This window comes from Pseudaminobacter soli (ex Li et al. 2025) (assembly GCF_029892515.1).
GTDB lineage: Bacteria > Pseudomonadota > Alphaproteobacteria > Rhizobiales > Rhizobiaceae > Pseudaminobacter > Pseudaminobacter soli_A.
Map to the genome: position 1 here is coordinate 130,841 of NZ_JARXVF010000004.1, position 24,099 is coordinate 154,939.

The 24,099-nt window shown below is 62.3% G+C and carries 17 protein-coding genes; 10 read left to right on the forward strand and 7 right to left on the reverse strand.

Annotated elements, in window-relative coordinates:
* Nucleotides 1-75: 75 nt before the first annotated feature.
* The 7 genes from M2281_RS18290 to M2281_RS18320 form a co-directional block, all read right to left on the reverse strand.
* Complete coding sequence (locus tag M2281_RS18290; RefSeq protein ID WP_280822617.1) at nucleotides 76-1,176, reverse strand: glycoside hydrolase; 1,101 nt, start codon at nucleotides 1,174-1,176, stop codon at nucleotides 76-78.
* Between the two features lie 43 nt (nucleotides 1,177-1,219).
* Nucleotides 1,220-2,392 (reverse strand): polysaccharide pyruvyl transferase family protein, encoded by a 1,173-nt coding sequence (locus M2281_RS18295; RefSeq protein ID WP_280822618.1) that lies wholly within the window; start codon nucleotides 2,390-2,392, stop codon nucleotides 1,220-1,222.
* Between the two features lie 41 nt (nucleotides 2,393-2,433).
* A complete protein-coding gene (locus M2281_RS18300) occupies nucleotides 2,434-3,612 on the reverse strand; it encodes a polysaccharide pyruvyl transferase family protein (RefSeq protein WP_280822619.1) in 1,179 nt (392 codons plus the stop codon).
* Between the two features lie 41 nt (nucleotides 3,613-3,653).
* The gene (locus M2281_RS18305) at nucleotides 3,654-6,326 is read right to left on the reverse strand and encodes a glycosyltransferase (RefSeq protein WP_280822620.1); all 2,673 of its coding nucleotides are present in this window, start codon (nucleotides 6,324-6,326) and stop codon (nucleotides 3,654-3,656) included.
* A complete protein-coding gene (locus M2281_RS18310; RefSeq protein WP_280822621.1) occupies nucleotides 6,313-7,785 on the reverse strand; it encodes a DUF6212 domain-containing protein in 1,473 nt (490 codons plus the stop codon). Before M2281_RS18310 ends, M2281_RS18305 begins: the two co-directional genes overlap by 14 nt.
* 210 nt (nucleotides 7,786-7,995) lie before the next feature.
* A complete protein-coding gene (locus M2281_RS18315; protein WP_280822622.1) occupies nucleotides 7,996-9,216 on the reverse strand; it encodes a glycosyltransferase family 4 protein in 1,221 nt (406 codons plus the stop codon).
* A 43-nt stretch (nucleotides 9,217-9,259) separates the two neighbouring features.
* Nucleotides 9,260-9,802 (reverse strand): MarR family transcriptional regulator, encoded by a 543-nt coding sequence (locus M2281_RS18320; RefSeq protein ID WP_280822623.1) that lies wholly within the window; start codon nucleotides 9,800-9,802, stop codon nucleotides 9,260-9,262.
* Between the two features lie 220 nt (nucleotides 9,803-10,022).
* Here M2281_RS18320 and M2281_RS18325 point away from each other — a divergent pair, with 220 nt between their 5' ends.
* The 10 genes from M2281_RS18325 to M2281_RS18370 all read left to right on the forward strand — a co-directional run bounded on the left by M2281_RS18325 (nucleotide 10,023) and on the right by M2281_RS18370 (nucleotide 24,095).
* Nucleotides 10,023-11,792 carry a type I secretion system permease/ATPase gene (locus M2281_RS18325; RefSeq protein WP_280822624.1) on the forward strand — a complete coding sequence of 590 codons (1,770 nt, stop codon included), beginning with the start codon at nucleotides 10,023-10,025 and terminating at the stop codon, nucleotides 11,790-11,792.
* Nucleotides 11,789-13,201 (forward strand): HlyD family type I secretion periplasmic adaptor subunit, encoded by a 1,413-nt coding sequence (locus M2281_RS18330; protein ID WP_280822625.1) that lies wholly within the window; start codon nucleotides 11,789-11,791, stop codon nucleotides 13,199-13,201. The genes M2281_RS18325 and M2281_RS18330 overlap by 4 nt, the downstream gene beginning before the upstream one ends.
* A 359-nt stretch (nucleotides 13,202-13,560) precedes the next feature.
* Complete coding sequence (locus M2281_RS18335; RefSeq protein WP_280822626.1) at nucleotides 13,561-14,220, forward strand: calcium-binding protein; 660 nt, start codon at nucleotides 13,561-13,563, stop codon at nucleotides 14,218-14,220.
* A gap of 75 nt (nucleotides 14,221-14,295) precedes the next feature.
* Nucleotides 14,296-16,536: a glycosyltransferase family 2 protein gene (locus M2281_RS18340; RefSeq protein WP_280822627.1), complete on the forward strand. Its 2,241-nt coding sequence runs from the start codon at nucleotides 14,296-14,298 to the stop codon at nucleotides 16,534-16,536.
* Nucleotides 16,533-17,372: a class I SAM-dependent methyltransferase gene (locus tag M2281_RS18345; RefSeq protein ID WP_280822628.1), complete on the forward strand. Its 840-nt coding sequence runs from the start codon at nucleotides 16,533-16,535 to the stop codon at nucleotides 17,370-17,372. The genes M2281_RS18340 and M2281_RS18345 overlap by 4 nt, the downstream gene beginning before the upstream one ends.
* A gap of 2 nt (nucleotides 17,373-17,374) precedes the next feature.
* On the forward strand, nucleotides 17,375-18,631 hold the full coding sequence (locus M2281_RS18350; protein ID WP_280822629.1) for a glycosyltransferase family 4 protein: 1,257 nt from the start codon (nucleotides 17,375-17,377) through the stop codon (nucleotides 18,629-18,631).
* A gap of 11 nt (nucleotides 18,632-18,642) precedes the next feature.
* Complete coding sequence (locus M2281_RS18355; protein ID WP_280822630.1) at nucleotides 18,643-19,377, forward strand: hypothetical protein; 735 nt, start codon at nucleotides 18,643-18,645, stop codon at nucleotides 19,375-19,377.
* A 2-nt stretch (nucleotides 19,378-19,379) separates the two neighbouring features.
* Entirely contained in the window at nucleotides 19,380-21,590 is a 2,211-nt protein-coding gene (locus M2281_RS18360; RefSeq protein WP_280822631.1) for a hypothetical protein, read from the forward strand.
* Nucleotides 21,587-22,906 carry a glycosyltransferase family 4 protein gene (locus tag M2281_RS18365; RefSeq protein WP_280822632.1) on the forward strand — a complete coding sequence of 440 codons (1,320 nt, stop codon included), beginning with the start codon at nucleotides 21,587-21,589 and terminating at the stop codon, nucleotides 22,904-22,906. The genes M2281_RS18360 and M2281_RS18365 overlap by 4 nt, the downstream gene beginning before the upstream one ends.
* Nucleotides 22,907-22,913: 7 nt before the next feature.
* Entirely contained in the window at nucleotides 22,914-24,095 is a 1,182-nt protein-coding gene (locus M2281_RS18370) for a polysaccharide pyruvyl transferase family protein (RefSeq protein ID WP_280822633.1), read from the forward strand.
* Nucleotides 24,096-24,099: the final 4 nt, after the last annotated feature.

A 24,099-nucleotide genomic window follows, 5' to 3' on the forward strand; every position in this document is an offset into this window, starting at 1 on the left:
CCGAATATTTGAAGTACTCTGGCAATACGGATTGCCGCTTCACTATATTTGCCGTCCGCATGTAGCGTGCCCCGCTCAAGGCAACACTGCGCGCTTCTCCTCGGTTCCGGCAGATGTGACGGCGAGCGCTCCTGCAGGGCTCAACCGGCCGCAACGCCATAGGCTGTATGACTGCTCGGTGTCCCAATCGTAGTAGAAGGCTGCCGTCAGCTGTCCTGCATCCATCATTTGCTGGAAGGCCGCGCGCACGGCTCGCACCGCGTCTTCCCGCTTCCGGTCATCGACGGGGCAGTCGTGCGCCGTATTTGCTATCCCCCATTCTGTCACCCAGCAGGGGCGGCCAGCATTGTCCGCCCGGCAGAAGTCGAGGGTACGCCTCACCCGGTCGAAGAGGGTCGGCGCTGGTTTCTGTCCTGGATAGACGTGAATGCCGTAAGCATCGACTAGACTGTCGATGCCCCGTTTGCGCAGCAGCGCAATGACCTCGTGCGGATCGAGCCGCTCCATGCCTCTCCTGTCAGCCCAGTCGGCGCTCAGGTCCGACAGGCCGGCCGAGACGATAGCCGCGTCGCTACTGTGAACGGTAGCCCGCACTTCCTCGCGGGTGATCTTCACGGCCTCCAAATATTTATCGAGCCCCTGCTCGAAGGCCGCACTGCCCGCCAGGTCGGCGATGTTGCGTGGGGTCGGTTCGCCCGGCCGACGATAGACAAGGAGGTCGCCATTGTAGGCGCTGAAGTTGATCTCGTTTCCTGGCTCGATCGCCTCCAGCCGGATGCCCAGGGCGTCGATGCGGCGGAGTGCGTCGCGCAATCCCATGCGGTACCGGTCGAGATCGAGTTCCGAGAGCCGGTAGACATCCCAGATACGGCCGAAGCCAGTCCGGGGACGAGCCGTCTCGGGAAAGTAGCTCTTGTTCGTTAGCTGGATCTCGAGAAGGATCCCGATGCCCAGGCGGCTTGCGATCTCGAGGCCCTCGATGCTCTTGTCCACCGGCCGCGACAGCGAAAGACGGGCGTGCGTGACGCCGTTCGCTGCCATCTCCCCGAGTACTCTTTCCTGTTCGCTTCGCGACAGCCAGGCGAGGTTCAGCCGGTTGACCCCGATGCGGGCGGGCAGCGTCCCACCGGCATGGACAGCCGGCACCGGGGCGACACCCCAGACAGCCAGCAGCATGCCAAGCAAAAGCCTGGCTGGCCTTGTCCTCCTGACGCTGAAACTAGAGGCCCACATGGCTGAGAGCGCTGCGGAAGTTGGATTCGCAGGCCGAATACCGGTCGATTACGGCCTGCGTATCGATCTTGGAAAGGAAGTTAGCGAGATAAGCCTTCTTGTCCACCTCGCGGTTCCACGTCGCCGCCTCGATGTAGGGGAAGCCGACAAATTCCAGCATTTCCCGCATGCGATCATCTACGGCGATCATAAGTGCCGGCACGCCGGCCTGCATGCCGATGATGCAGCCATGGAACCGGCGGCCGAAGCAGAGTTCGCGGGCGGCGATCCAGTTCCGCCACTGGTTCGTGTCGAAGAAGACCACGAGTTCATGGTCCCTCTGCCACTTTTCGGAATGCTTGTAGGAGGTCGCCCCGGTGATGCGGCCGCTTGCCTTGTCATAGACAGGCGCGTCATCGTCGACGGGCAAGGACAGATTGTAGGCGACCAGTTCGTCCTGCACGACATAGCTTGCGACGCTTCCCGGCTTCAGCAGCGCATGGGCGTCAACGATCGTATCGGCCACGCTCCCGAGGTACCCGCCGAAAGCAATCTTCTGTGCATGCGCCAGTTCGGGGTTGGCAAGGGCTGCGAGAGAACGCTTCATCCCCGACGGCGAGAAATAGAGCGACGGACAGCCCGTCGGCCGCACGAACTTCATGCCCTGTTCCCTCAGGAACTCGGCAGTGAAATAGCCACGAGTGAGAAAGAAGCTTTCCTTGTGTTTGAGGACATCGAGGAACTTGAGGGTGCCGGCGGGGAGCTTCTCCTTGAGACCTTCCTTTCGCTGGATGCCGATGCCCATGACCACGACGGGCATCTTCAGCTTTTCGAACACTTCTGCTTCCAGATCGGCGGAGTATCCTGGCCGCAGAAGATTGGCCGAGGCGAAGACGCAGATGTCGAACTCCTGGTTCAGGCGCTCATAAACGTCTTCCGACTTGCAACTGCGGGCAAGGTGCCAGAACGGGACATAGGTGACATCATGCGCCTTCAGGCTGTAAGCCGCGCCCTCTCCAATTAGGTAGTTGCCGGTGTTGGCTATCTTCCTGACCTGTTCGATCAGCTCCGACTTGGTCCTGATCTCGTCGAAATAGGGCCTGTGGCGAACCTCCGCCCCGGACACGCTCGCCACGGTTCGCTGCAGATATGACGGGATGCCTGTAAGCAGGATGCGCATGTTAATTTCCTGATGAATTGTGCCTGAGACCTAATCGCCCGCTACTGCCCGATGCCGATTTCGCGCAGCGCCGACCGGAAGTTCCGCTCGCGATCGGAATAGCGATCGACGAGTTCTGACGCATTGAGGCCAGCCAGATGGTCGGCCACGAACTCGGCCCGGTTTTCGGCCTTGTCGACATCCGTCGCATCGATGGCCGGCAGGCCGATGAAGCCCAGCATCTCGCGCATACGGTCGTCCACCGCGACCATGAGACTTGGCACCGCCGCCTGCATGGCAATGATCGAGCCGTGGAAACGCCGGCCAAAATTGAAGTCCATCGACGAGGCCCAGGCGCGCCACTGGTTGTTGTCGAAGAAGGTGCGCACATCGAACGGCTTCTTGAGCCGGTCGGTGCCCGGGTAAGTGAGGTCGCCGATCATTGTTCCGGAGGCCGAGTCGTAGACGCGTCCTTCGGCGTTCGGCTCTACCTTCATGTCGAAGTGCAGGAATTCGTCCTGGACGACATATTGCGGGGTGGAGTCCTGCGGCTCCAGCGCGTTGGCGTCGACGATCGCATCGTGATTGGCGCCAAGGTAGCCCGAGAAGATGGTCCGCGCCTTGCCGACCTGCACGCCGGGAAGCTTCCTCAGTGACCGGCGCATGTTGTCGGGCATGAAATAGACGGACGGACAGCCAGTCGGCCGGACATTGGAGAAGCCCTGGTCCTTCAGGAAGCCGGCGGTTTCAAAACCGCGCGTCAGGAAATAGTGTTCCCGATCCTTCAGCACGTTCAGGAGCCGCTTCGTGCCCTCCGGCAGCGCATTTTCAAGGTCCTTGCGGTTCTGCTGGCCGATGCCCAGCATCACGATCGGCATCTTGAGCTTGCTCAGCACTTCTGCTTCCGCGTCGGCCGAGAGTCCCTTGCGCAACAGGTTTGCGCAGGTGAAGACGCAGATGTCGAAGTTGGAATTGAACTGCTCGAATCCATCCCCGTTGCGGCTGCAATTGTAGAGATGCCAGAAGGGCACCTGCTTTGCATGCGGCGCGAGCGCACGCAAAGCGCCCTCGCCGATCAGATAGTTGCCGGTATTGCTGATGTTTCGCAGTTCCTGGAGGAACTCGTCCTTCGACTCTGGCTGTTTCTGCCGTTCCGAATAGGAGACGGCCAAACCGTCGGCGCCGTTTGCAAGACGCGAGTAGTGACCAGGAATGCCCGTCACGAGAATCCTTGGACGCATACAACTAAACCTTTCTGCTTGATAGAACTGGTGGAAGCCCTTCAGCCCGCCGCCATGACCTCTGCGTCAGACGCCTCGCGCCGGCGCATGACCGAGGCACGTGACAGCGATGAATTGCTCACCGCGCCGTCGCACCAGCCGAGGAATTCCGAGAAGGAGCTTGTCCACGACCGGCGCGCCGCCGAATTGAGGCAGCCTTCCATGAGCGGAGCGAGCTTGCGGCGATCGCGGGCGACCTCTTCGATGACCTCGGCCATCTGCTGCACCACCTGGGAGTCGACATCAGCCTCAATGAGGATACCGTCTTCGCCATGGCTGATGAGTTCGCCCACGGCGCCAACGCCGGTTGCGATGGGAACGCAGCCGAGCTGCTGCGCTTCTGCAATCATTAATGGAGCGCCTTCCCAGCGCGAGGGCATGATGAGCACGTCCGCCCAGCCCAGCGCCTTGATCAGTTCCTTGCTGGCGAAGACCGGGGGATGCACCTCGACGCCGAGGTCCTTCAGCTGCTCCGTCCAGGAAACGGTGGAATCGGCGAGAATCTCGCCTCCGATCGCCCGTATATCGACGGGGACGTGCGCGGCATGCAGCTCGGCGATTGTCGCGGCCAGGCGGTCGATGCCCTTCTGCGTGTCGAACCGCCCCATATAGAGCAGCCGCAGCTGGTCATCCTTCCGCTCCATCCTCCTAGCGGACACCACATCGGCAAGCACTTTGGGGGGCACCGAAAAACTCGCCCCATTGGGCACGGCGAAGACCTTCTCGAGGGGAACACCGAAGCTGCGCAGGTAGATCTTGAGCTGCTCCGAGCAAGTCAGGAACGCGTCGTAGCAATGCTCATGGGCGATCGCCGCGAAGGGTTGGCCGGCCGGCCGTTTGAACGAGGTGTTGTCGACGACGTGAAGATAGCACGCCGTGCGCGTTCCCTCCGCGCGCAGCCGCGCAACCAGCGGATGGACCGACATCACATGGTTGTTGATGATCAGGTCGAATCCCGAGAGCTGCCCCTTCAACGCGCCCCATTCGACGTCGTGGTGGTCGGCAATGAAGTCCTGGCCGAGGAACTGGCCCGAGCCTCCCCAGGCCGGAATGCCCTCGCTCCAGAAATGGATGTGATCGAAGCTCGCATCGAACTCATCGATGACGTCCATACGCTGCGTGCCGAGCACGAAGAGGTGGGTCTCGAACCCGGCCCTCTTCAGCTCGCGCGCGGCCGCATAGACCACCTTCTCGGCGCCGCCGAATGAAGCATTGGGCACGAGCAGCGCAGCGGTGCGCTTGCCGTCACTGTGGCCAAGCGGCAGCACGGGCGAGCCGCCGATCTCCTTGCGCAGCGACTTGTGCAGATCCGCGAAAGGCACAAGCCGCGCCGGCCGCCACGTCCAGCGCCCGCCCGCAGTCCGACGCAGCGGGCTCGTGGCAATGGCGTTGACGCAGTTTAACATCACCTGCTGGGGCGTAATCAGCGACCGCCGCGGCAGGCTCCTCGGGAATGGGAACCGCACCTTCAGGATGGCCGAAGTGGGCCAAATCTGCTCCTGGCCGATCGAGGCGAACCAGTCCAGCGCATTGTTCTGGATCACGTCGCGAACAAGCGAGGTCGGAATGAAGATGAGGTCTGCGGACGCGGCCTGCGATGCCCCCGACTCCAGCACCACCGGTTCGATCTTGCGCTGCGTTGCATCGTTACCGAGCTGAACAAAGACGATATTCGCCTTTTCGCTCAGGCGCTCCAGGTGGCAAAGCACATTGGGCAGCATGCGCGACTTTCGCAAAAGGTCGAACGTCGCGCCGCTGCCCGCCATCAGGAATGGAGGGAAGTGGACATTGTCCGGCTCGCCGATACTCGCCCAGAAATCCGGGATGATGTCGTCGAGGCGAAGCATCCTCGGCGGCTTGGTGGGGTCGGTGAAGAACGAGATGGCGGCATCTTCAGTCCGCGCGAAGAGATAGCGCGGGCATTCCTCGTGCTCGAACTCGACAAGCATCGGACGCTGGAACAACGCCTTGTGGCGCTTCCTGAGGAAGCTGACGGAAGTGGCCCGTTCGCGATTGGCTTCCTTGAAGCGGCTTTCCGCCCGCAGCCGATATTCGAAGGTGGTGTCGTGCGATGGGACGCCGACGAAGCCGTGCTCAATGCAGGAAAGCCAAAACTCCCAGTCCTCAAACCCGTTCTGTCGGTCGTCGTCGAAGCGCACGCCCGCCCGGAAGACGTCGATGGAGATCATCGAGCCGGTGTCGCAGATGTTGTCTGTGATGCAGTGGACAAGTCGCGAATAGCGGTTGCCGTAGTGCGCACGCCAGTTCACCGAGAAGGTGTCGATATTGGTGTAGACCCAGCCGCAGCGGCTCGAGATCAACTGCCGGTATAGGGTTTCGATGGTGCCCGGCAGGACCCTGTTGTCGGCATCGAGCAGATAGACCGCTTTGGCCTCCGGCAGGTTTTCCAGCACGTAGTCGATTGCGCGATTGCGCGCGCCGCCCGGTCCGGCATTCGGGCCGAACACCACATGTATTTCAGGGTGGCTGGCAGCATAAAGCAGCAGAAGGTCGAAAGCCTCGTGCCGTGGGTCGCCGTCGACGGACACGACAATGGCAATCCTGCAGTTAGAAACCGTCGAAGCAAGGACGGATTCCAGCGCTTCCAGGGCCAGTGCCGCATGGCCGTAAAGCGGCATCGCCACCGCAATCAGATCGTCTTTAGTGGCGGACATTGACCGCCCCCTCCGACTGCTTGACCAGCCGGAAGCCCGACACCTTGAGCCAGGAGAAATCGACTGAATCGGTGACCGCACGGCTCAGGATCATGAGATCCATGTGCGCGCGCACAGGCTCGTCCATGTGGATACTGATGTTGATCGCCCGATCCGGGCCGACCTCGCGCCAGCCGCTGAAGAAGGCCGACGGTTTTGCCTTGCCCTTGCGTACCAACTCCGCAACCTCGGACCGCGCATTCGAGTTTGCCGGGACGAGCAGGAAACTGACGGCCGCCGGAGCCCCTTCAGGGTGATCGATCACGGCGCTCGCCGAGAACGAAATGGTTCCAGGCTCGACTGCGCGGCTGACGGCGCCGGCGGAAATTCCGCTCTGCAGCGGATGACACACCACCGCGTGCTCGTGCTCGAGGAACCGAACGGTCTGGAATTCGGGCACGACCGGCGTGACCGAAGCATCGACTATCCGGCTCAGCAGGTCGGGCGCCAGACGGTAGTCTTCGATGAACTGGCCGGCGAGCAGGTCGGTGGGCGCAATCATGTTGGGCATTCGGGTTGGCCGGACGCCTGGCAGTCCCGTGAACACGCGGAATGCCAGCGGCCTGAGATCGAGATCGGGATGCGAGACTTCCGACCGCGCCGTGTAGCGCTCGCTGGCAATGGGGAACCCGAGCGACAGCCCCACCGTCTCCGGCCCTGTGGTCGACACCCGAAGTCGCAACGTCTTCGCCCCACATCCGCAAGCCCGCGGCAGCGAGAAGAAGTTCCAGTTCGCAACTAGCTTTGAAGCGGGAACGCTCCATTCGGCCACGCCCTCGCCACTCTCGACATAGCTCAGCGTGACGACCAGCTCGGCGCCGTCCTTCGGCACCGAATTGAGATGCAGAGCGATGCCGGCCACGCCCCGGCTGGAGACCGGCAGAAGCTGCTCGACATGGGCGCTCGACAGCAACTGGCCAATGCCTTCGTCCTTGGGGTCGACATAGGGATCGTGCCCGAACACTTCCGCCACCGGCTCCCAGTTGTGCGTCTGAAATGCATCTTCGAGCGCGCGGTAGCTTTCGAACAGCACTTCGCGGTCCCGGCGCAGCATGGCGAGTTCCGAGGTCATCGTGGCGGCGAACCGGGACAGCCGCCCCAAGCCGCCCTCGGCCAACGTGCGAATGAGCGCGCACATCTCGGCCCCATTTCGCGTATCGAGCCGCTGGACGGGGACTTCCGGCACCGTGGCAAGACGCCGGAGCGAGACGAGAGCACCTCTCAGGTCAGCTTCGGCTTGCTCCGAAAAGGCGACGGCAATGAGAGGAAAGGTATTCTTCAGGGCCGGTTGCGAACGTGTGCCATCGCCAAGAAAGATGACCAGGTCTGCAATTCCAGCCTTTTCAACATTGATCCGGTCGAGATCTGACGCCGCGATCAGCTTTATACTTGTCGTCGACTGCTTCCCGCCAGAAGTCATCAACATTTGCACGAAAATTCCTCAGTAATACCATTATCAAATGAAACGACAGACTGGACGACTGTCGCGATAATGCATTGGTAATCGGTCGAATAGACCCGTACCAATAATTATAGCTGCGGACAATAACTAAATGCAGAAATAAATCTGCAAAGTATACTTAAAAACTTGAAGTAATATTCGCGCAATCTAGGTTTGCTTAGCGGGAATTCAATCCGCCCCCATCATTCTTCCAATCAGAGCGGTTTGGCTTGCGATGCAATCATCCAGCCGGAAGCGCTGCTCGATCGTTTGGCGCGCGGCGATCCGCAGTTCGGCGAATCTGTCCGGGCTTTTCAAGGCTTCCAGGATGGACCCGGCCAGAGCGTCCGTGTCGAAGAACGGCACCAGGATGCCGTTGCGGCCCGAGCTGATGACTTCCCGGACGGGAGCGGTGTCGGAGGCGATGACGAGAGCACCGCAGGCCATCGCCTCAAGGACCGACCAGGAAAGGACGAAGGGGTAGGTCAGATAGACGTGAGCCGTGGAAATCTGGAAAAGCTGACGCAAGACCGGGCGCGAGACCACGCCGGGAAAAAGCACCCTGTCTCTTGGGAGATCCAGCGATGCGAGAAGGTGATCCTTCCATGATCCCCCGCCAGGCGGCGGCATTCCATAGCTTACGCCGTCGCCGCCAACAAAGACGAACAAGGCGTCGGGATGTTTCCGGATGACCTTGGATGCAGCCTCCAGGGCCTGCGGGAAGCCGCGGTAGGGCTCAAGGTCGCGTGCGACGAATGTGACAATGGGTGGACTGCCGGCCTTGAGCACGCGTCCGTCCGGAAGCTTCAAGGAAGCCGCCGGATCTGGGCGCAAGCGTTGCGTATCTATCCCCTCGTGGCACACGGTAATGCGCGCTCGCGCATCGGCCGGATAAAGGTCCCTCTGCCATTCGGTCGGACTAATGCCGCCCTCCAGCGCCTCCAGCGAAACGAGCTGCGCCATATTGCGAAGCCTGAGCCGTTTGCGCGTCTCCAGATCAGGCTGATCGTCAGGGGCAAATCCGACATCTGCCCCGTCGGCCCGATAGAAGAATTCGCAATAGCCGAGCGCAGGCACACGCGGCAGCACGTCCTTCACGAACATCATGCTGCCCCAGCCGATGTGGCCGATGACAATGTCGGGGCTTTGACCCTGACGCGCCATCGCGTCGAACGTCTCGGCGACACGGTGCCCGATCCGGACATGGTGGTCGGGTATGCCGAGATGCCGGGCCATCAGCGGATGCGCCCGCGGACCCGGCTCCGACCGATGCCGCACGACACGGACCGACGGGATCCGCTGGTCCACCGCCTCGGCTACAAGGCTTACCTCGTTCCCCGCCTGCGCCAAATGGGCGGCCAGCGCGGCGAACTGACCGAAACCGCGCCGGTGTACGAAAGCTACATGCATGCCTGGCTAGCCCCGCGACAAGGAACCGCCCGTCAGGCGCGCATCAGACACCGAAGCGTGCGGCATTGGCCCACATCAACTCGAGCCGGTGCAGCGCCTGGAAGGCGACTGCGAGATCCCGCAAGTCCTGCTCAACGCAAAAGGTGCGCTCGAAGGCCTTCGCCGCGTCCCGCAGATCGGCACAAAGCTGCCTGCCCTTCTCCGTCAGCCTGATTCGGGCGGAGCGCTTGTCGCGCTGCGAGGTGACGCGATCGATGTAGTCGCCATCGGTCAGCTGCTTCAGGTAGTACGAGATGTTCGAGCCCACATAGTTGCCGCGATCGAGCAGTTCGCCGACCGAGAGCTCGGTATCGCCAATGGCCAGCAGAACCATCACCTGGGACGGTCCGATGTCGTCGACGCCCAGCCGCGTAAGTTCCGCGCTTATCAGGCCCGAGAAACGCCGGCTCGACCGATCGAGCAGACGAGCCAAGTCGAAACATGAGGCCTGTGGAGCGTCACTCTGTTGGTCACGGCGCGGCTCATCAGGGACGGCACGCAGTCTATCGCCCCCATTCCGTAGTAAAACTGCATCTTCCAAACCCATGGACGGGCGGAGAAGTCCTTCAGTCATCCCTCTCTCCTTCTTTGTAATTTACTTCAAAACTTGAAGTAAAATTAAACAACACCCCACCCAGAGACCCCGCTCTTGTTTGTGCCATCATTGTTGTGTCACACTGACGACAGAGATATTGCGATACGTTCTGCATGCGACGCAGATAACACCTTCAAATCATTAAACACGTTAGCCCCAGGCCAAATCGCCCATGCTTGATACTGTTCGAAAAAACCCAGTTGGCAAGGGCCAAAATGGGTCAGTTGTGGCCCAAAATGGAACGCTCAATCCGAGGTTGCTGGTTTTGCAGGCGAGGCGTGTGTTCGCCGTGACGCTCCTATATGCGGCCCTCTTGAGTGCCTGCATCAACTTGCTGCAGCTGACGATGCCCCTGTTCATGCTGCAGGTACACGAACGAGTACTGAACAGCCAGAGCATCGATTCCCTTGTCATGCTGGCGATCCTGGCGGTCGGCGCCCTGATGATCAGCGGCGTGCTCGACTTCATCCGTGCCCTTTCGTTCCAGGCCATGGGCAGCGCCGTGGTGCGGTGGCTGAACCTGCCGCTCCTGACGGCCGCCGTTCAGGCCTCCGTCAACCAGGGGGTTTCCCGCGCAACGCAGTCGCTGCGGGACCTGTCGGACCTGCGCAGCTTCCTCACCTCGTCGGCCGTCAGCGCCCCCCTCGATGCCGCCTGGTCGCCGATCTTTCTGGGCGCCCTGTTTTTGCTGCATCCCTTGTTCGGCGTGGTCGGCACGATTTCGGTGGCACTGCTGCTGTGTTGCGGTGTGGTTACAGACCTGCTCACGCGTCAGCTCGTGAAAGAGGCAAATCAAGCCAATATCGAATCAGTGTCGAAAATTGCCGCATCACTTCGCCACGCGGAGGCGATCGAGGCGATGGGCATGCTACCGGCGCTGGCGCGGCGGTGGCGTGGCGCCCAGATGCATTCGCTGGAAGCGCTCGAAAGCAGCGGAAGCAGGAGCAAGGCGATGTCATCAATCACCCGCACGCTCCGCTACATCATCCAGTCTGTGACGCTCGCAACGGGTGCCCTGCTCGTGCTGGAGCAGGAAGTCAGCCCCGGCGCCATGATGGCCTCAAGCATTCTTGTCGGCCGGCTGCTCATACCCTTCGATTCCATCATCGAGAACTGGCGGCAATGGGTCCTGGCAATCGCCGGCTGGCGCCGGCTCGAGACGGCCCTGAACGAGGACCTGGCGGTGCGCCAGGCCATGCCGACGCCGCATTCACACGGCGACCTCGTCGTCGACAAGCTGGTCTACGCGGCGCCGGGCATGGACGTGCCGATCATCAAGGGCATTTCCTTTTCCCTTTCCCCCGGCGAGGTGCTGGGCTTGGTCGGCCCCTCCGCGGCTGGCAAATCGACGGTGGCGCGGCTGCTCGTCGGGGTCATCAAGCCCACTTCGGGCGGCGTCTTCCTGGACGGTAACAATGTCTTTCTCTGGGAGCGTGGCTCCTTCGGCCGCATAGCCGGCTATCTTCCGCAATCGGTTTCGCTGCTTGAGGGGACGATCCGGGACAACATCTCGCGGATGGAAGACGGAGACCCGCACAGGGTGCTCGAGGCCGCACGACTGGCGGATGTCCACGACATGATCGGCCGCCTCCCCTTGGGCTATGACACGCCGGTCGGCGACGGCCACCTGACGCTTTCGGGCGGACAGAGGCAGCGCATCGCACTTGCCCGCTGCCTCTACGACCGTCCCCGCTTGATCGTGCTGGATGAGCCGAACGCCAATCTCGATGCCATCGGCGAGCGCGCGCTCGTCCGCGCGATCGAAAAGGCCCGTGACGACGGCGCCATTGTCGTGATGATCGCTCATAGACCGACAATCATGGAGGTCGCGGACAAACTGCTCGTCCTGGAAAACGGGCGCATCACCCAGTTCGGGGAGCGCACGGATGTGGTTGCTTCGATGACGTCCGCTCAATCGTCGCGTGAGGTTGTGGCATCATGATGCGCAAGTCGATTCAGTCGGCACGAACCGAGGTTCAGCCTATCCGCAGGCCCGATGTTCCGGACCACCACCCGCGGACGCCACCACTTGTGTCCGTCATGGAGCTGGAGATGGCCGAGGGCAGAGGCCGTTCGCCGCTCCGGCGCCTTGTCATCGCGGGGTTCACGACAATCATGGTGTCGTTCGGCGGATTTCTCAGCTGGGCGTACTTCGCCGACCTCAGCAGCGCTTCGGTAGCCCCCGGCACGGTCGTCGTCGATTCGAAGCGCAAGACGATCAGCCATTTCGAGGGCGGCATCCTAAGCCGCGTGGTGGTGCGGGAGGGCGATCAGGTCGCCGCCGGACAGCCTCTGATTAAACTCGAGGACACGCGGGCCCGCGCCGATCTCCAAGGCCTGGAAAGCCGGCGAATCGGCCTGATTGCCAAACTGGCGCGGCTAAGGGCGGAGCAGGCCGGCGCCGAGGCGATTAGCTTTCCCGACGAATTTGGCGGCGACGCCGACGCTGCAATCTCTGACGCCAAGGCGGCTGAACGCGCGTACTTCCAAAAGCGCCGCGAGTCCAAGGATGGGCGCAGCAGCGTCCAGCTGACGACGATCGAGGAGTTTGCCGAGCGGTCGAAGTTCCTGACCATCCAGCTCGAAGCCGTCGACAGGCAGATCAATCTCATCAATGAACAGAGAACTGCCATTGCAACCTTGGTGGGTAAGGGCTTTGCCCAGCGCGCCAAGCTCATAGAGATCGAAACAAGGCTTAGCGAACTCGCCGCCTCGCGCGGCGAGCTTGCAGGTCAAAGAGCGCAAGCGGTGAAAGCCAAGGCGGGCGCCGAACTCACGCTGACGGGAATTGAACGCGACTTTCAGTCGGACATCGCCGGCGAAATCACCACAGCCCGCCTTGAGCTCGCAGATGTCGAGGAGAAGATCGTCGCCGCAAAGGACGTATTGCGCCGCCTCGAGATCCGCTCGCCCCAGGCTGGCATCGTCACCAATATCCGCGTGCGCACGCCGGGCAGTGCTGTGACGCCCGGCGAGGCGCTGCTCGATATCGTACCGGAAAGCGAGCCGCTCCTCATCGAGATGCACGTCAGCACGCGCGATATCGCCAGCATCGCGGTCGGCTCGCAGGCGCAGATCCGGCTGACGGCCTACAACCAGCGCTCGCACCTGCCCGTTGCAGGCAAGATTACCTATGTGGCCGCCGACCAGTCGGTCGATGAAAAATCGAATGCAGCCTATTTCGTCGCGCGAGCACAGGTCGACCCTGCCTCGCTGGCCGCGAATCCGGATATGCGCCTCTATCCCGGCATGCCGGCGGAAGTGCTGATCGTGCACAAGCCGCGCCGGGCGATCGACTACCTGGTTTCTCCTGTCGCCGACAGCTTCAATCGCGCGTTCAGGGAAGACTAGCCCCGCTCCGCGAGCTCGGCTCGCGGGCACCGGCCCCAAATCCCCCCCAAGCCTATGAGCCCCTTGCCGGCCGGGCACGCGGGTCGGTGGCGCGTGGCTCATTCAACGGTTGCGCCTGGAATTTAGTTTGAATTTTGAAGCGCTTTGCCTGCAATCCAAAATTATACTCTTTATAATCTTCCTATACTTTCTTGTTGAATTGCGTGTAACTACTAACACAAGGCGATTTTTTATCAAAAATCATCATTTTATTCTTTTGATCGTGTTGCACTTATCTTCTTTGCACTGCACAATGCCCTCAGCGTAATCCTCGGCTCCACCGGCGATGCACGCGTTCAAACGGCAAAGAGGAGAAGCAGATGGCCACGTTGGAAGGCGGCGCATATGACGACGTCCTGTTTGGCACCCGCTTTGATGACATCATTCACGGCCATGGCGGCGATGATTTCATCAAGGGCGGCGACGGGGATGATATAATCTTTGGGGACGACGGCGATGACGTGCTGTTCGGCGACGATGGAAACGACATTCTGTTCGGCGGGAACGGCAACGACATCCTTTATGGCGGGAATGGCAACGACATCCTGATCGGTGGAGCTGGCGACGACCTGCTCAACGGTGGCGATGGCGACGACATCCTGATGGGTGGCGACGGAAACGACATCCTGCTGGGCGGCAGGGGTAACGACTTCCTGTTCGGCGGCGACGGAAACGACATCCTCAACGGGGGCGCAGGCGACGACATCCTGGTCGGTGGCAAGGGCGCTGACCTGTTCGTCTTCGAGAGCGGCGGCGGCAACGACGTCATCCTCGACTTCACGCCTGGCGAGGACATGCTGCAGATCCAGAAGAACATCAACGGTCTCGATGTTACCTCCCCGGATGACCTGGCCTCGCGCATCATCAAGGTCGGCGGCAATGTCGTGATCGACCTTGGTCATGGCGACACCCTGACGTTGCTCAACGTCGACGCCAAAGACATGCAGGCCCACCCGGATCACTATTTCACGATCCATTGAGCCTGAGGCGACGTGCCCTGCCCTCCCCCCGCGGGGCACGTCGCATACCCTCCAACCGATCCAAAGGACCAACGCGTGACGTTCGACCGTTCGAAGGTCGCCGGCGACGGTTCCAGCTTCGCACAGGCCTTCCAGCTTTGCTCGGAGGTAGCTGTAGTGATCTGGGACGTACCCGCGCAGCTACCAGCCTTGGGCAAATTCACCCTGGCCATGCAATCGCGGCCGGTCCCGCTTGTCAGCATGACACTACCGCGGGCCGATGGCGGGCAGTGCGTGCTGTGGGCAATGAAGCCGGGAAGTGAAGCGGAAGACGCACAGATTACCGCAGCGGACGGAAGCCGGCTGCAGGCAGTCGCGCTGCAACCGGCCGCACGGCTGCCGCTCCTCGACGTGGAGTCCCTGTTGGGCAACCTCTCGCCTGAGGGCCGCGTCAAGTTCCTGAACAATCTCCTGACCGTATGGCGCAGCGTGTTCCGGCTGTCCCGCGACGAGCTTTTCAGCAGTATCGTCGAGGATGCCGTCCTCACCCTTGTGCCGGCGCCGCGGCTTGCCCATTCCCTCTGCCAGATCGCTCCGGGACGCTATCTCGTTGAGACCGACATCAGCCCTGTATTGGGCGAGATCAGCGCCATCTATGCAATCGGCGTGAATTCCATTTTGCCGCTGCCGTCGCAATTTGTCGTCGGCAACGGCTCGCAGCGGGGTTGGCAGTCCTGCCATTTCATTCTCGGCTCGCCACAGCCTGCCCGGCCGCTTCACATCATGTTTCTGGGCAAAAAGGGCATCGCGGTCCGGAGCCTGCCGAACTGTATTCCGCGCTATCCAGGCCTCCAGAAATGGTGGGCGGAGCAGCGCGGCGACCAGGGATTGCGCGAGTTCGTCGTGCGACAACTGTCAAACCTGCCCGGTGGCAGCTCGGCTGTCGCAATCGACCTCCAGATGCGGGCTCCGCTTCCCGCCCGGCAGGTCGCCAGGTCGCAGATGCACGCCACTGTCGACATCGCCCTTTCGTTGCAGGGCGGCCTGCTCGCCGGTGGCTGGACCAAAGATCCGACCTTCACACTTGCCGGCATCGACTATCTCAAGGAGGACGGCACAGCCCTGCCCCTCGACGGCAACTGGTACGAGTTCCCGGCCTGGAGCCGCGACGCGAAGACCAATGCAAAGACCGAAGTGACCGGCTTCGTCGCCTGGCTTCCGCTGGACGAGCCTCTTGGTCCACTGCTTCAGCCTCGCTTCCAGATGCGGCTCGCCTCAGGTGCGGTGAAACCGCTCGTACCGAAGCCGCAACCCTTCGAGCCAGTAGAGCAGCGCAACCGCATCCTGCGCGCCGTACCCCCACAGCATGCCGTGGACAATGCGTTCCGCACCATTCTTGCCCCGGCCCTCCAGGGTGTGGAGCGTGAACTGGGCAAAACCATACGCGTCGACCACACGAAGGACTATGGCCAGCCTCAACAGGCGCCGCTCGTCTCGATCGTGGTGCCTCTCTATCGGGTCCTCGATTTTCTCCGTTTTCAACTGTCCGGCATGGCCACCGATCCCTGGCTGGCGGAGAATGCCGAGATCATCTTCGTCCTGGATTCCCCCGAGATCGAAGACGAGACGAAACATATGCTGGGCGGACTGCACATCCTGCACGGCCTGCCGATGAAGCTCGTGGTGATGAACCGCAATGGCGGCTATTCCCGGGCCTGCAACGCGGGCGCGCGCTTTGCGCGCGGCGCGGTTCTCGTGATGCTCAACTCCGATGTCGTGCCGCGCGAACCGGGCTGGCTCCAGCTACTGTCGCGGCCGCTTCTCGAACAACGGAAACTCGGCGCCATCGGCCCGAAGCTGATTTTCGAAGACGGCTCGTTGCAGCATGCCGGGCTCTATTTCGGCCGCGACCAGCGCGGCATCTGGCTCAATCACCATTTCTACAAGGGTATGCCCGGACGCTATCCGCCGGCCCAGGTCGCCCGCAACGTTCCAGGCGTCACAGGCGCATGCCTTGTGACGCGCAGGGAAACCTATGAGCGGGTCGACGGATATACCGAGGACTATGTCATAGGCGACTACGAAGACAGCGACCTCTGCCTCAAGATCCGGCGGCTGGGTCTGCAGATCGCCTATGAACCAGCGGCCTGCCTCTATCATTTCGAGCGTCGCTCGATCAGCCGCAGCCAGGACTACATGCGCGGCGTCGCCAGCCAATACAATTCCTGGCTGCACACCCAGCGCTGGGAGGACGACATCGCCGCGTTGAACTCCGACGGCACGAACAGGACGGGCATCTCCATGGAAATCGACGCGACGGAAAGGAACGACGCATGAGCGAAGCCGCTCTTCTCCATGAAGTCGGGCCGGCAACGACGGTCCAGGAGGATCGCGTCGGTTGGCTGATGGAGTCGGTCCTGCGCAACCGCTTTCTGCCGCGGCCGGATGCGGGGAGAGTGTTCGTCGGGGACGGAGGTTACCGCGCCGTCGGCGCTGAGTTTCTGGGCCATTTCATCCGCCTGGGCAGCCTGCGGCCGGAACACCGCGTGCTCGACATCGGCTGCGGCATTGGCCGCATGGCCGTTCCGCTCACCCAGTATCTGGATGTGGAGAAGGGACGCTACAGCGGCCTCGACCCGGTCGAGGGCGGCATCGCTTGGTGCCGGCGCTTCATCACCCCGGTCTATCCCAACTTTACGTTCCAGCGGCTCGACATTGCGCACAAGCTCTACAACCCCCAAGGCAAGATCAGCGGGGAAGCGCTAAAACTTCCCTACGCGGAGCAGCTGTTCGATTTCGTGATCATGACGTCGGTCGTCACGCACCTGCCGCCCGACGAGGTTCTCGTTTACCTGCGCGAGGTCGCCAGGCTGCTCAAACCGGGCGGGCGCTTGTTCATGACAGCCTTTGTGGTCGACGGCATCGCTGCTGCCAACGCATCCGGCAGGCGCGATCCCAGACTTGGCTTCGTGCGCGACGGCAACGGGCCCTGCTGGTTTGTTCCCGACATGCCACCGCTCGCGGCCGTCGGGTTCGACGACGATTTCCTCGACCATGCCCTGGAGAAGGCCGGGCTTGCGATCGCGATCAAGTCGCTGGGCCATTGGCGCGGCCAGGACGCGGATCACTACCAGGATATCTATGTTGCCGAATGCCAGGGAGCACAGCGGTAAGCATGCGCATCCTTGTGGCGGCACACAACCATCCGGCCCTGCATCCTGGCGGTACCGAGATCTTCGCGCACGACCTTTTCCGCGCCTACCAGCGCGCCGGCCACGAGGCGCTCTTCCTTGGTGCGACGAACCAGGTCCATCGCGAAGTCCGACCAGGCACGAGCTTCCAGGGGCTTGGCGATGCGGCAGACGAAGTGCTGCTGTGGTCCGGCCACTTCGACCGTTTCTACATGAGCCAGGTCGATCTCTATGGGGTCGTTCCGGACCTGGTGGAGCTGTTGTCGGACTTCCGGCCGGACGTGGTGCATATCCATCACCTGCTCCTAATCGGCGCGGAGTTCCCGCACATCGTCCGGCGAACGCTGCCAGACTGCCGCATCGTCATGACGCTCCATGATTACTATCCGATCTGCCACCATGACGGCCTGATGGTCCGCACCGGCGGCAAGGAGCTCTGCCACGTCGCAAGCCCAGACCGCTGCCACGCCTGCTTCAAGGATATCCCCCTCGACCGTTTTGCGCTGCGCGAGCGCCACCTGAAGGCCTTGCTGAGCACGGTCGACCACTTCGTCGCGCCAAGCCGGTTCTTGCGGCAACGCTTCGTCGAGTGGGAGCTTGCCGAGGATGTCATAAGCGTGATCCCAAATGGCCTTCCGCTTCGGCCCACGCCCGCGGCCGCGCCAGGCGACGCCGGACGTCCGACCGTGTTCGGATATTTCGGCAATCTCAATCCGTGGAAGGGGGCGACGATACTGCTCGAGGCCGCCCGGCAGCTCATCGCCGAAGGGCTCGAGTTCGAACTGCGCGTCCACGGCGGCACACCGTTCCAAAGCGAAGCCTTTGTCGCGGAGATCGACCGCCTTTTCAGCGAGACCGCGCCGACGGTGCAGAGGCGCGGGGCCTATCGGCGCGAGGACGTCGCCGAGCTCGTAGCTGACGTCGACTGCACGGTTGTTCCGTCGATCTGGTGGGAGAATGCACCGCTCGTCATCCAGGAGGCCCAGGCACAAGGGCGGCCCGTCATCGCCAGCAACATCGGCGGCATGGCCGAACTGGTCGAAGACGGGGTCAATGGCCTGGGGGTTTCGCCCAACGATCCGCGCGCGCTCGCCTCAGCGATGCGCCGCATCGCTGAAGAGCCGGAACTGCGCCGTCGGCTTTCCATGAACGCACGCCGGCCTGACGACATCGACACGACCGCTCGGCGCTACCTCGAATTGATCGAGGCGATCGAGCCCGCACGTGTCCAAGCAGCATGAGGAACAGCTGAATGCCTGTTGGTGCCGAGAAACCAAGCGCTATGGCCGAGCAGAACAACACCAAGCCGGTGAATGGCCGCGTTGACGCCATCGACCAGGGTCGCCTCTTCGGCTGGGCTTTCGACCCCGCCGAGCCGCACAAGCGAGTGGCGATCCGCGTAATCCTGGACGGCAAGACGATCGCCGAAGCGGCTGCCGACCGCGATCGTCCCGATCTGCGGCGCAACGGCATCGGCGATGGCAAGCACGCCTTTGAGATCGCACTGCCGGAGCCAGCAGTCTCGCGCGCTTCCGATCTCGTCGTGGTAGCGGTGAGCGGGCCGGACAACGAGCAGGCGCTGCGCTTCCCCCGCCCTAACGAGCAGGCCGCTGAAGCCCTGATCGCCGCGCCGCTCGCCAAGGTCCTCGACAGGCTGGACGTGCTGATGGCGGCGCAGCGGCAGCTGCAGATCTCCCAGCGCTCCTTCATCCGCACACAGCAGATCGACGACACCGGCGAGGCCGAGACAGTCGGGCTCATCGACATCAGCACCGCCGTTGCCAGCCTCCGCACCGAGATCACGCAGCGGCTGAGCGATCTCGACGTCCATCTGATGCGGCTCGACGGTGTGGTGGCGGGAATGGAAAAGACACTTAGCGGACTGCAGAAGCGCTCCAACGGGGAGTTAAAGCCGTTGCTGCTGTTGCTTTTCGTCCTGGTGGGTTTTGCGGCGGGTGCCGCCATGACCCTCCTTGCCAGGATCTGACCATGCTGGCCGTGGAAAATGGACCTCCCCCATCCCTGATCGCCGCGCCCCGGCGTACCGGCAGGATCCCCAGAGCCGGAAGGGTTACCGGTTGCCCGATCGGCAGTTCCACTCTGCTCGTGATCGGCACGGGCGGCCCGCTGCCAAACGCGGCACGGACAACACTGAATGACGATCCCGCCGAGATCTCCTCTGCCACCATCATCAGCTGGCGATTGGGGACACCGTTGCCGACCGCCACGCACGGCTTCGCGGCCCTTCTGCCCACGAACAGCGCGGTTAGCGCATTCGCGACCGCGCAGTTCGAACAGGAAGGCGCGCCAAAGCGCTACGTCTTCACGCCTCGAACGGTCTCGGTGAACGAAGCTGCCGTGCTGCTGGCCGAGCTTTGCGGCAACCAACTGGCCGCTACCATCGACGGTTTGGCGGATTTGCTCATCGCGGCGCCGTCCGACCCTGACAGGCTGTCGGCCATGGTCGCCCTGGTGAAGGCGGCGCATGGGAGCAACGGCTTCATCGAGTTGCTTGGCGAAGGCCAGGACGGGGAGATCTTCCTGCAAGGTTGGGCCCATGACGTCATGCCTGGCATGGCCCAAGCAGTGGTCGACGGCGACAGGCCTTCGGTCGCGGATAGCGCAATTGCCGTTTACGCACGGCAGGACGTTCCCCAGGGAGCCTCGGCCTTTGCCGGACTTCTCGATTTGGACGGGCCGTTCAGTCCTGGCAGCATCGATGGCCTCGTCTGGCGCGGCCGCCGTGGCTGGCGCCACGTGGCCGTCCACGAGCGCAAGCTGATTGCTGGACCGCTGGAAACACCCGGCCACGTCCGCTCGGTGCTGCTGCGGGCAAACAGCACGCCCCAAACTCTGCTGCGTCTGCGCACGGCGGCCAACAGCTTCGACGGCACTGAGACGGTGTCGAGCCTGCCCCTTCCGGTCCGCATGGGCGTAGACAACGTATTCCAGGTCGACAGCACAGGCTTTCTAGTCTCCGGCTGGCTGCTTGACCCGGACAGTCATGTCCAAAGCGTGAAGTTGCGCCGTCACAACGGCGAAGAACGGCTCGACGGCGGCTGGAGCCGGCTCGACCGGACCGATGTGACCGATGCCTTCGCAGACCACCCCGCCTTCCCGCGCGCATTCGGCCACGGCAGCCACAGGCATGGCTTCGTCGCCCATGCGCGGTTACCGGATGGCGATCCGTCTTCGGCCCTCTACCTGGAACTCACATTGCGCGACACCCGTCGCGCCTTCATGCCGCTCTCGCCCTTGCGAGCTACAGCGCGCCTCGCGGCGGTGCGCCAGATGCACGCCATCGACCCATCCGATTGGGCACTGCCGGAGCTCATAGATCGCCAGATTGTCCCGCTTCTCTGCACCTCGGAAAGGGTGTCACCAACGGTGGACACCGTCGTCGATCCGGGTCCGTTCGAGGCGGCTGACGGCCCGCCCATTGTCATCAGCGTCGGGGAAAACGACGAGGACGGCATCGCTCCGCTTCTTGCCTTGCTGGCGATCGACCCCGAAACGAAGCGCGCTCCGATAGCCCTTGTAGTGCCCTCGGAGCGCTTTCATCGGCAGGTAGCCCGGATAGGGAAGCTCGCCGCGTTCTACGGCCTCTCGCTCAGGCTGGTCTCGGCCGGAGAGGCGGGCGACGCCTATGACCTTCTCGAGGCCGGGGCGCGGGCACTATCGTCGGACACAGTAGTCCTGCTTTCAGCATCGTTGGTGCCGCACAAGGCCGGCTGGTATCGCAAGCTTGTCGCCACCCAGGCATCGCTCGAAAACAGCATCGTCTCCCCTACCCTCGCTTATGAGGACTATTCTGTCCGTTGGGCGGGGACCTGGCCCGCGCGTCGCTACGAAGGCTACCCAATCAGCGCGGTGACCGGGCTCAAGCTGACGTCTGTTACAGCCGCATCGCTCGAATGCTGCGTGCTGCCACGCGAGGCCCTCGTCGAGGCCGGCGGCTTCGCAGGGGGATATCTCGGCTCTCGGGAAAAGGGCTTGGACCTCGGCCTGCGCCTCAGCCGCGACGGCGTTGCCTCCTACTGGCTGCCATCCGTGCAGATGCTTGGTTCTGACCAGACGTCGAGCACAGCCACGTCGGCGATGGGCGCTCTCGTCGAGAGCATCGATCGCAAGATTCTCGATGCCCGTGGCATGGCTGAGCTAGCCGGCAAAGGAAACCCATCGGAGGGGCCTCGCACATGACCGAGCAACTTCGGGTCCTCGTCGTCTCGCACGGACATCCCGCGCTCGCGCTGGGTGGTGCCGAAATCGCGTCCCACAGCCTGCACCAGGGCCTGAATTCACTGCCCAATGTGGAATCGGTCTATCTGGCCCGCGTCGGCCAACCCTCTCCGCGGCACGCGGCTTCGGCCCTCATGAACCTCGGTTCGACCGAGGACGAACTGCTGTTCCACGCCGACGACTACAACCACTTCTTCCTCTCCAACCGCGATACCGAGGCTCTCCAACACGACCTCGTGCGCTTCGTTCGCGACGCCCGGCCCCATGTCGTTCACTTCCATCATGTGCTGGGCCTGGGGATGGAAGCGCTTTATGCGGTGCGCGAGGCCCTGCCGCAGTCGGTCGTTCTGTTGACGTTCCACGAATACCTGTCGATTTGCCACAACCATGGCCAGATGGTTAAGCGGCCAACCGGACTGCTCTGCAGGGAGGCATCCCCCATCGCCTGCCACGGGTGCTTTCCCGAAATACCCGTCTCGCAATTCCTGAAGCGCGAGCGGTTTGCGCGCGGAATGCTCGAACTGGCCGACGCCTTCGTTTCCCCGAGTATGTTTCTGGCCGAACGTTACGCGCAATGGGGGATCGAGGCGGACAAGCTGTCGGTCATCGAGAACGGGATCGCAATGGGGGAAGCCGCGCCCGCGCGCGAGCTGCCGCCCCATAACCCCCGTCGGAACCGCTTCGCCTATTTCGGACAATTGACGCCGTTCAAGGGTGTCGACGTGCTGATCGACGCGGTCTCGCGGGTGCCGCAGGACATCTGGGGCGACGACGCCTGCCTGATGATCTTCGGCGGCAATCTCGAGCGCCAGCCGCCCGATTTCCAGGAGCGCCTGAAGAAGCTCATCGACGATGCTGGGCGCCGCGTGCGCTTCTACGGCGCCTACCAGAATGCCGACATGCCGCGTCTGATCCGCTCTGTGGATTGGGTCGTGATGCCGTCCACCTGGTGGGAAAACTCGCCGCTGGTGATCCAGGAAGCGCTGCACCACCGCAGGCCCATCATCTGCTCCGATATTGGTGGCATGGCCGAAAAGGTGCGGGACGGCAATGACGGACTGCATTTCCGCGCAGGCAGCGCGCAGGATCTCGCCGATCGCCTGGCGGAGGTGCTGAGCGATTCCCAGGGCTGGGACCGGCTGCGGGCCTCAATGAGGCAGCCAACGAGCCACATCGATTGCGCCCGCGAACACGTCGAGCTCTACCGTCGGCTGCTGCGCCAGGATCATGGCGACGCCGCCGCCCACCGCACCGCCCTCCTTCCAATAGCGAGTTAGACAGTCCATGGCACGCATACTCGTGATGATACCCTCGGGCGAGGTATACGGGCGCGACAATGTCCGCTGGTACCGGCACTCCGACATTCAAAGAAGCATCAACAGCTATCACAATATCGGAGATGCATTTGTCTTCGATTCTTCGCTGAAGCTTCTGAGCTACGACAAGCTCGGCGTTCTCGAGATCTCGGAATTCAAACCGGACCTCGTTGATCGGCTACGCGACGAGTATGACTATGTTTTCCTGCGTGGGTCCAACTACATCCACAACTCGATGAACTGGGAGCAGGCCGTTCCGACCCTGAGGCGGCTTGGCCTGCCCATCATCGGCTTCGGTATCGGCGCCCAGGCACCGGCGAAGGGCAAGATCCAGCTCTCGGACCAAACGCAGGAACTGCTCCATCTCATGGCTGACTCAACCACGTCCATCGGGGTGCGCGGCGCCTACACGGCTGAGGTGCTAGGGGACATCGGTATTCACAACACCCGCATCATCGGTTGCCCAACGGCCTTTCGCCGCAACGACCCCGAATTGCGCATCAAGCTCCCTCCGCTGGACAGCATCCGGAAGGTCGGCATCACCATCCGTCGCGAAGTCTCTCCAGACTACGCCAAGGACATAGGGCAATACCTGACCTTCCACCGCGACTTGGTGAAAACCATGGCTCGCCGCTTTGATGCGGTGCTGATGACACAAGGGGAAGTCGAGGAAAAGAAGCTTGTACTTGGAACGGAGACGCAGCGGGACGATGCAATGGATGCCTTGAGGGCGCACCCATGGACTGCCGCCTGGTATCTCGACGAGGAGATGGTGCGGCTCTATTGCGAACGGCTGTTCTATTCGGATGTCGTTGCAGACTATGAAGAGCTCGTGCGCTCGCTGGACCTGGTCCTGGGCTATCGCCTGCACGGCAACCTCATGGCGCTCGCCAACGGGATTCCGTCGATCTATTTCACTTATGACAGCAGGACGGTCGAGTTTGCGGAGACATTCCAGATCCCCAGCTTCGACGTCTTCAGCGGAAGGACGTTTGTTCCTGACGAATACTTGGATCAGTCACTTTTCGACAAATATAACCGCGCCTGGCAGCGCATCTATGTCGAAATGTACAATTTCCTGACTGAAAACGGCGTTGCTCATCAGATGATCAACACCGGCGAACCCCAGAGCATTTCAAAAGTCGCATGAACCG

Coding starts and splice junctions, on each gene's coding strand:
- M2281_RS18290 (WP_280822617.1), bottom strand. CDS start 1,176: ATGCTGCTGGCTGTCTGGGGTGTCGCCCCGGTGCCGGCTGTCCATGCC.
- M2281_RS18295 (WP_280822618.1), bottom strand. CDS start 2,392: ATGCGCATCCTGCTTACAGGCATCCCGTCATATCTGCAGCGAACCGTG.
- M2281_RS18300 (WP_280822619.1), bottom strand. CDS start 3,612: ATGCGTCCAAGGATTCTCGTGACGGGCATTCCTGGTCACTACTCGCGT.
- M2281_RS18305 (WP_280822620.1), bottom strand. CDS start 6,326: ATGTCCGCCACTAAAGACGATCTGATTGCGGTGGCGATGCCGCTTTAC.
- M2281_RS18310 (WP_280822621.1), bottom strand. CDS start 7,785: ATGACTTCTGGCGGGAAGCAGTCGACGACAAGTATAAAGCTGATCGCG.
- M2281_RS18315 (WP_280822622.1), bottom strand. CDS start 9,216: ATGCATGTAGCTTTCGTACACCGGCGCGGTTTCGGTCAGTTCGCCGCG.
- M2281_RS18320 (WP_280822623.1), bottom strand. CDS start 9,802: ATGGGTTTGGAAGATGCAGTTTTACTACGGAATGGGGGCGATAGACTG.
- M2281_RS18325 (WP_280822624.1), top strand. CDS start 10,023: ATGCTTGATACTGTTCGAAAAAACCCAGTTGGCAAGGGCCAAAATGGG.
- M2281_RS18330 (WP_280822625.1), top strand. CDS start 11,789: ATGATGCGCAAGTCGATTCAGTCGGCACGAACCGAGGTTCAGCCTATC.
- M2281_RS18335 (WP_280822626.1), top strand. CDS start 13,561: ATGGCCACGTTGGAAGGCGGCGCATATGACGACGTCCTGTTTGGCACC.
- M2281_RS18345 (WP_280822628.1), top strand. CDS start 16,533: ATGAGCGAAGCCGCTCTTCTCCATGAAGTCGGGCCGGCAACGACGGTC.
- M2281_RS18350 (WP_280822629.1), top strand. CDS start 17,375: ATGCGCATCCTTGTGGCGGCACACAACCATCCGGCCCTGCATCCTGGC.
- M2281_RS18355 (WP_280822630.1), top strand. CDS start 18,643: ATGCCTGTTGGTGCCGAGAAACCAAGCGCTATGGCCGAGCAGAACAAC.
- M2281_RS18360 (WP_280822631.1), top strand. CDS start 19,380: ATGCTGGCCGTGGAAAATGGACCTCCCCCATCCCTGATCGCCGCGCCC.
- M2281_RS18365 (WP_280822632.1), top strand. CDS start 21,587: ATGACCGAGCAACTTCGGGTCCTCGTCGTCTCGCACGGACATCCCGCG.
- M2281_RS18370 (WP_280822633.1), top strand. CDS start 22,914: ATGGCACGCATACTCGTGATGATACCCTCGGGCGAGGTATACGGGCGC.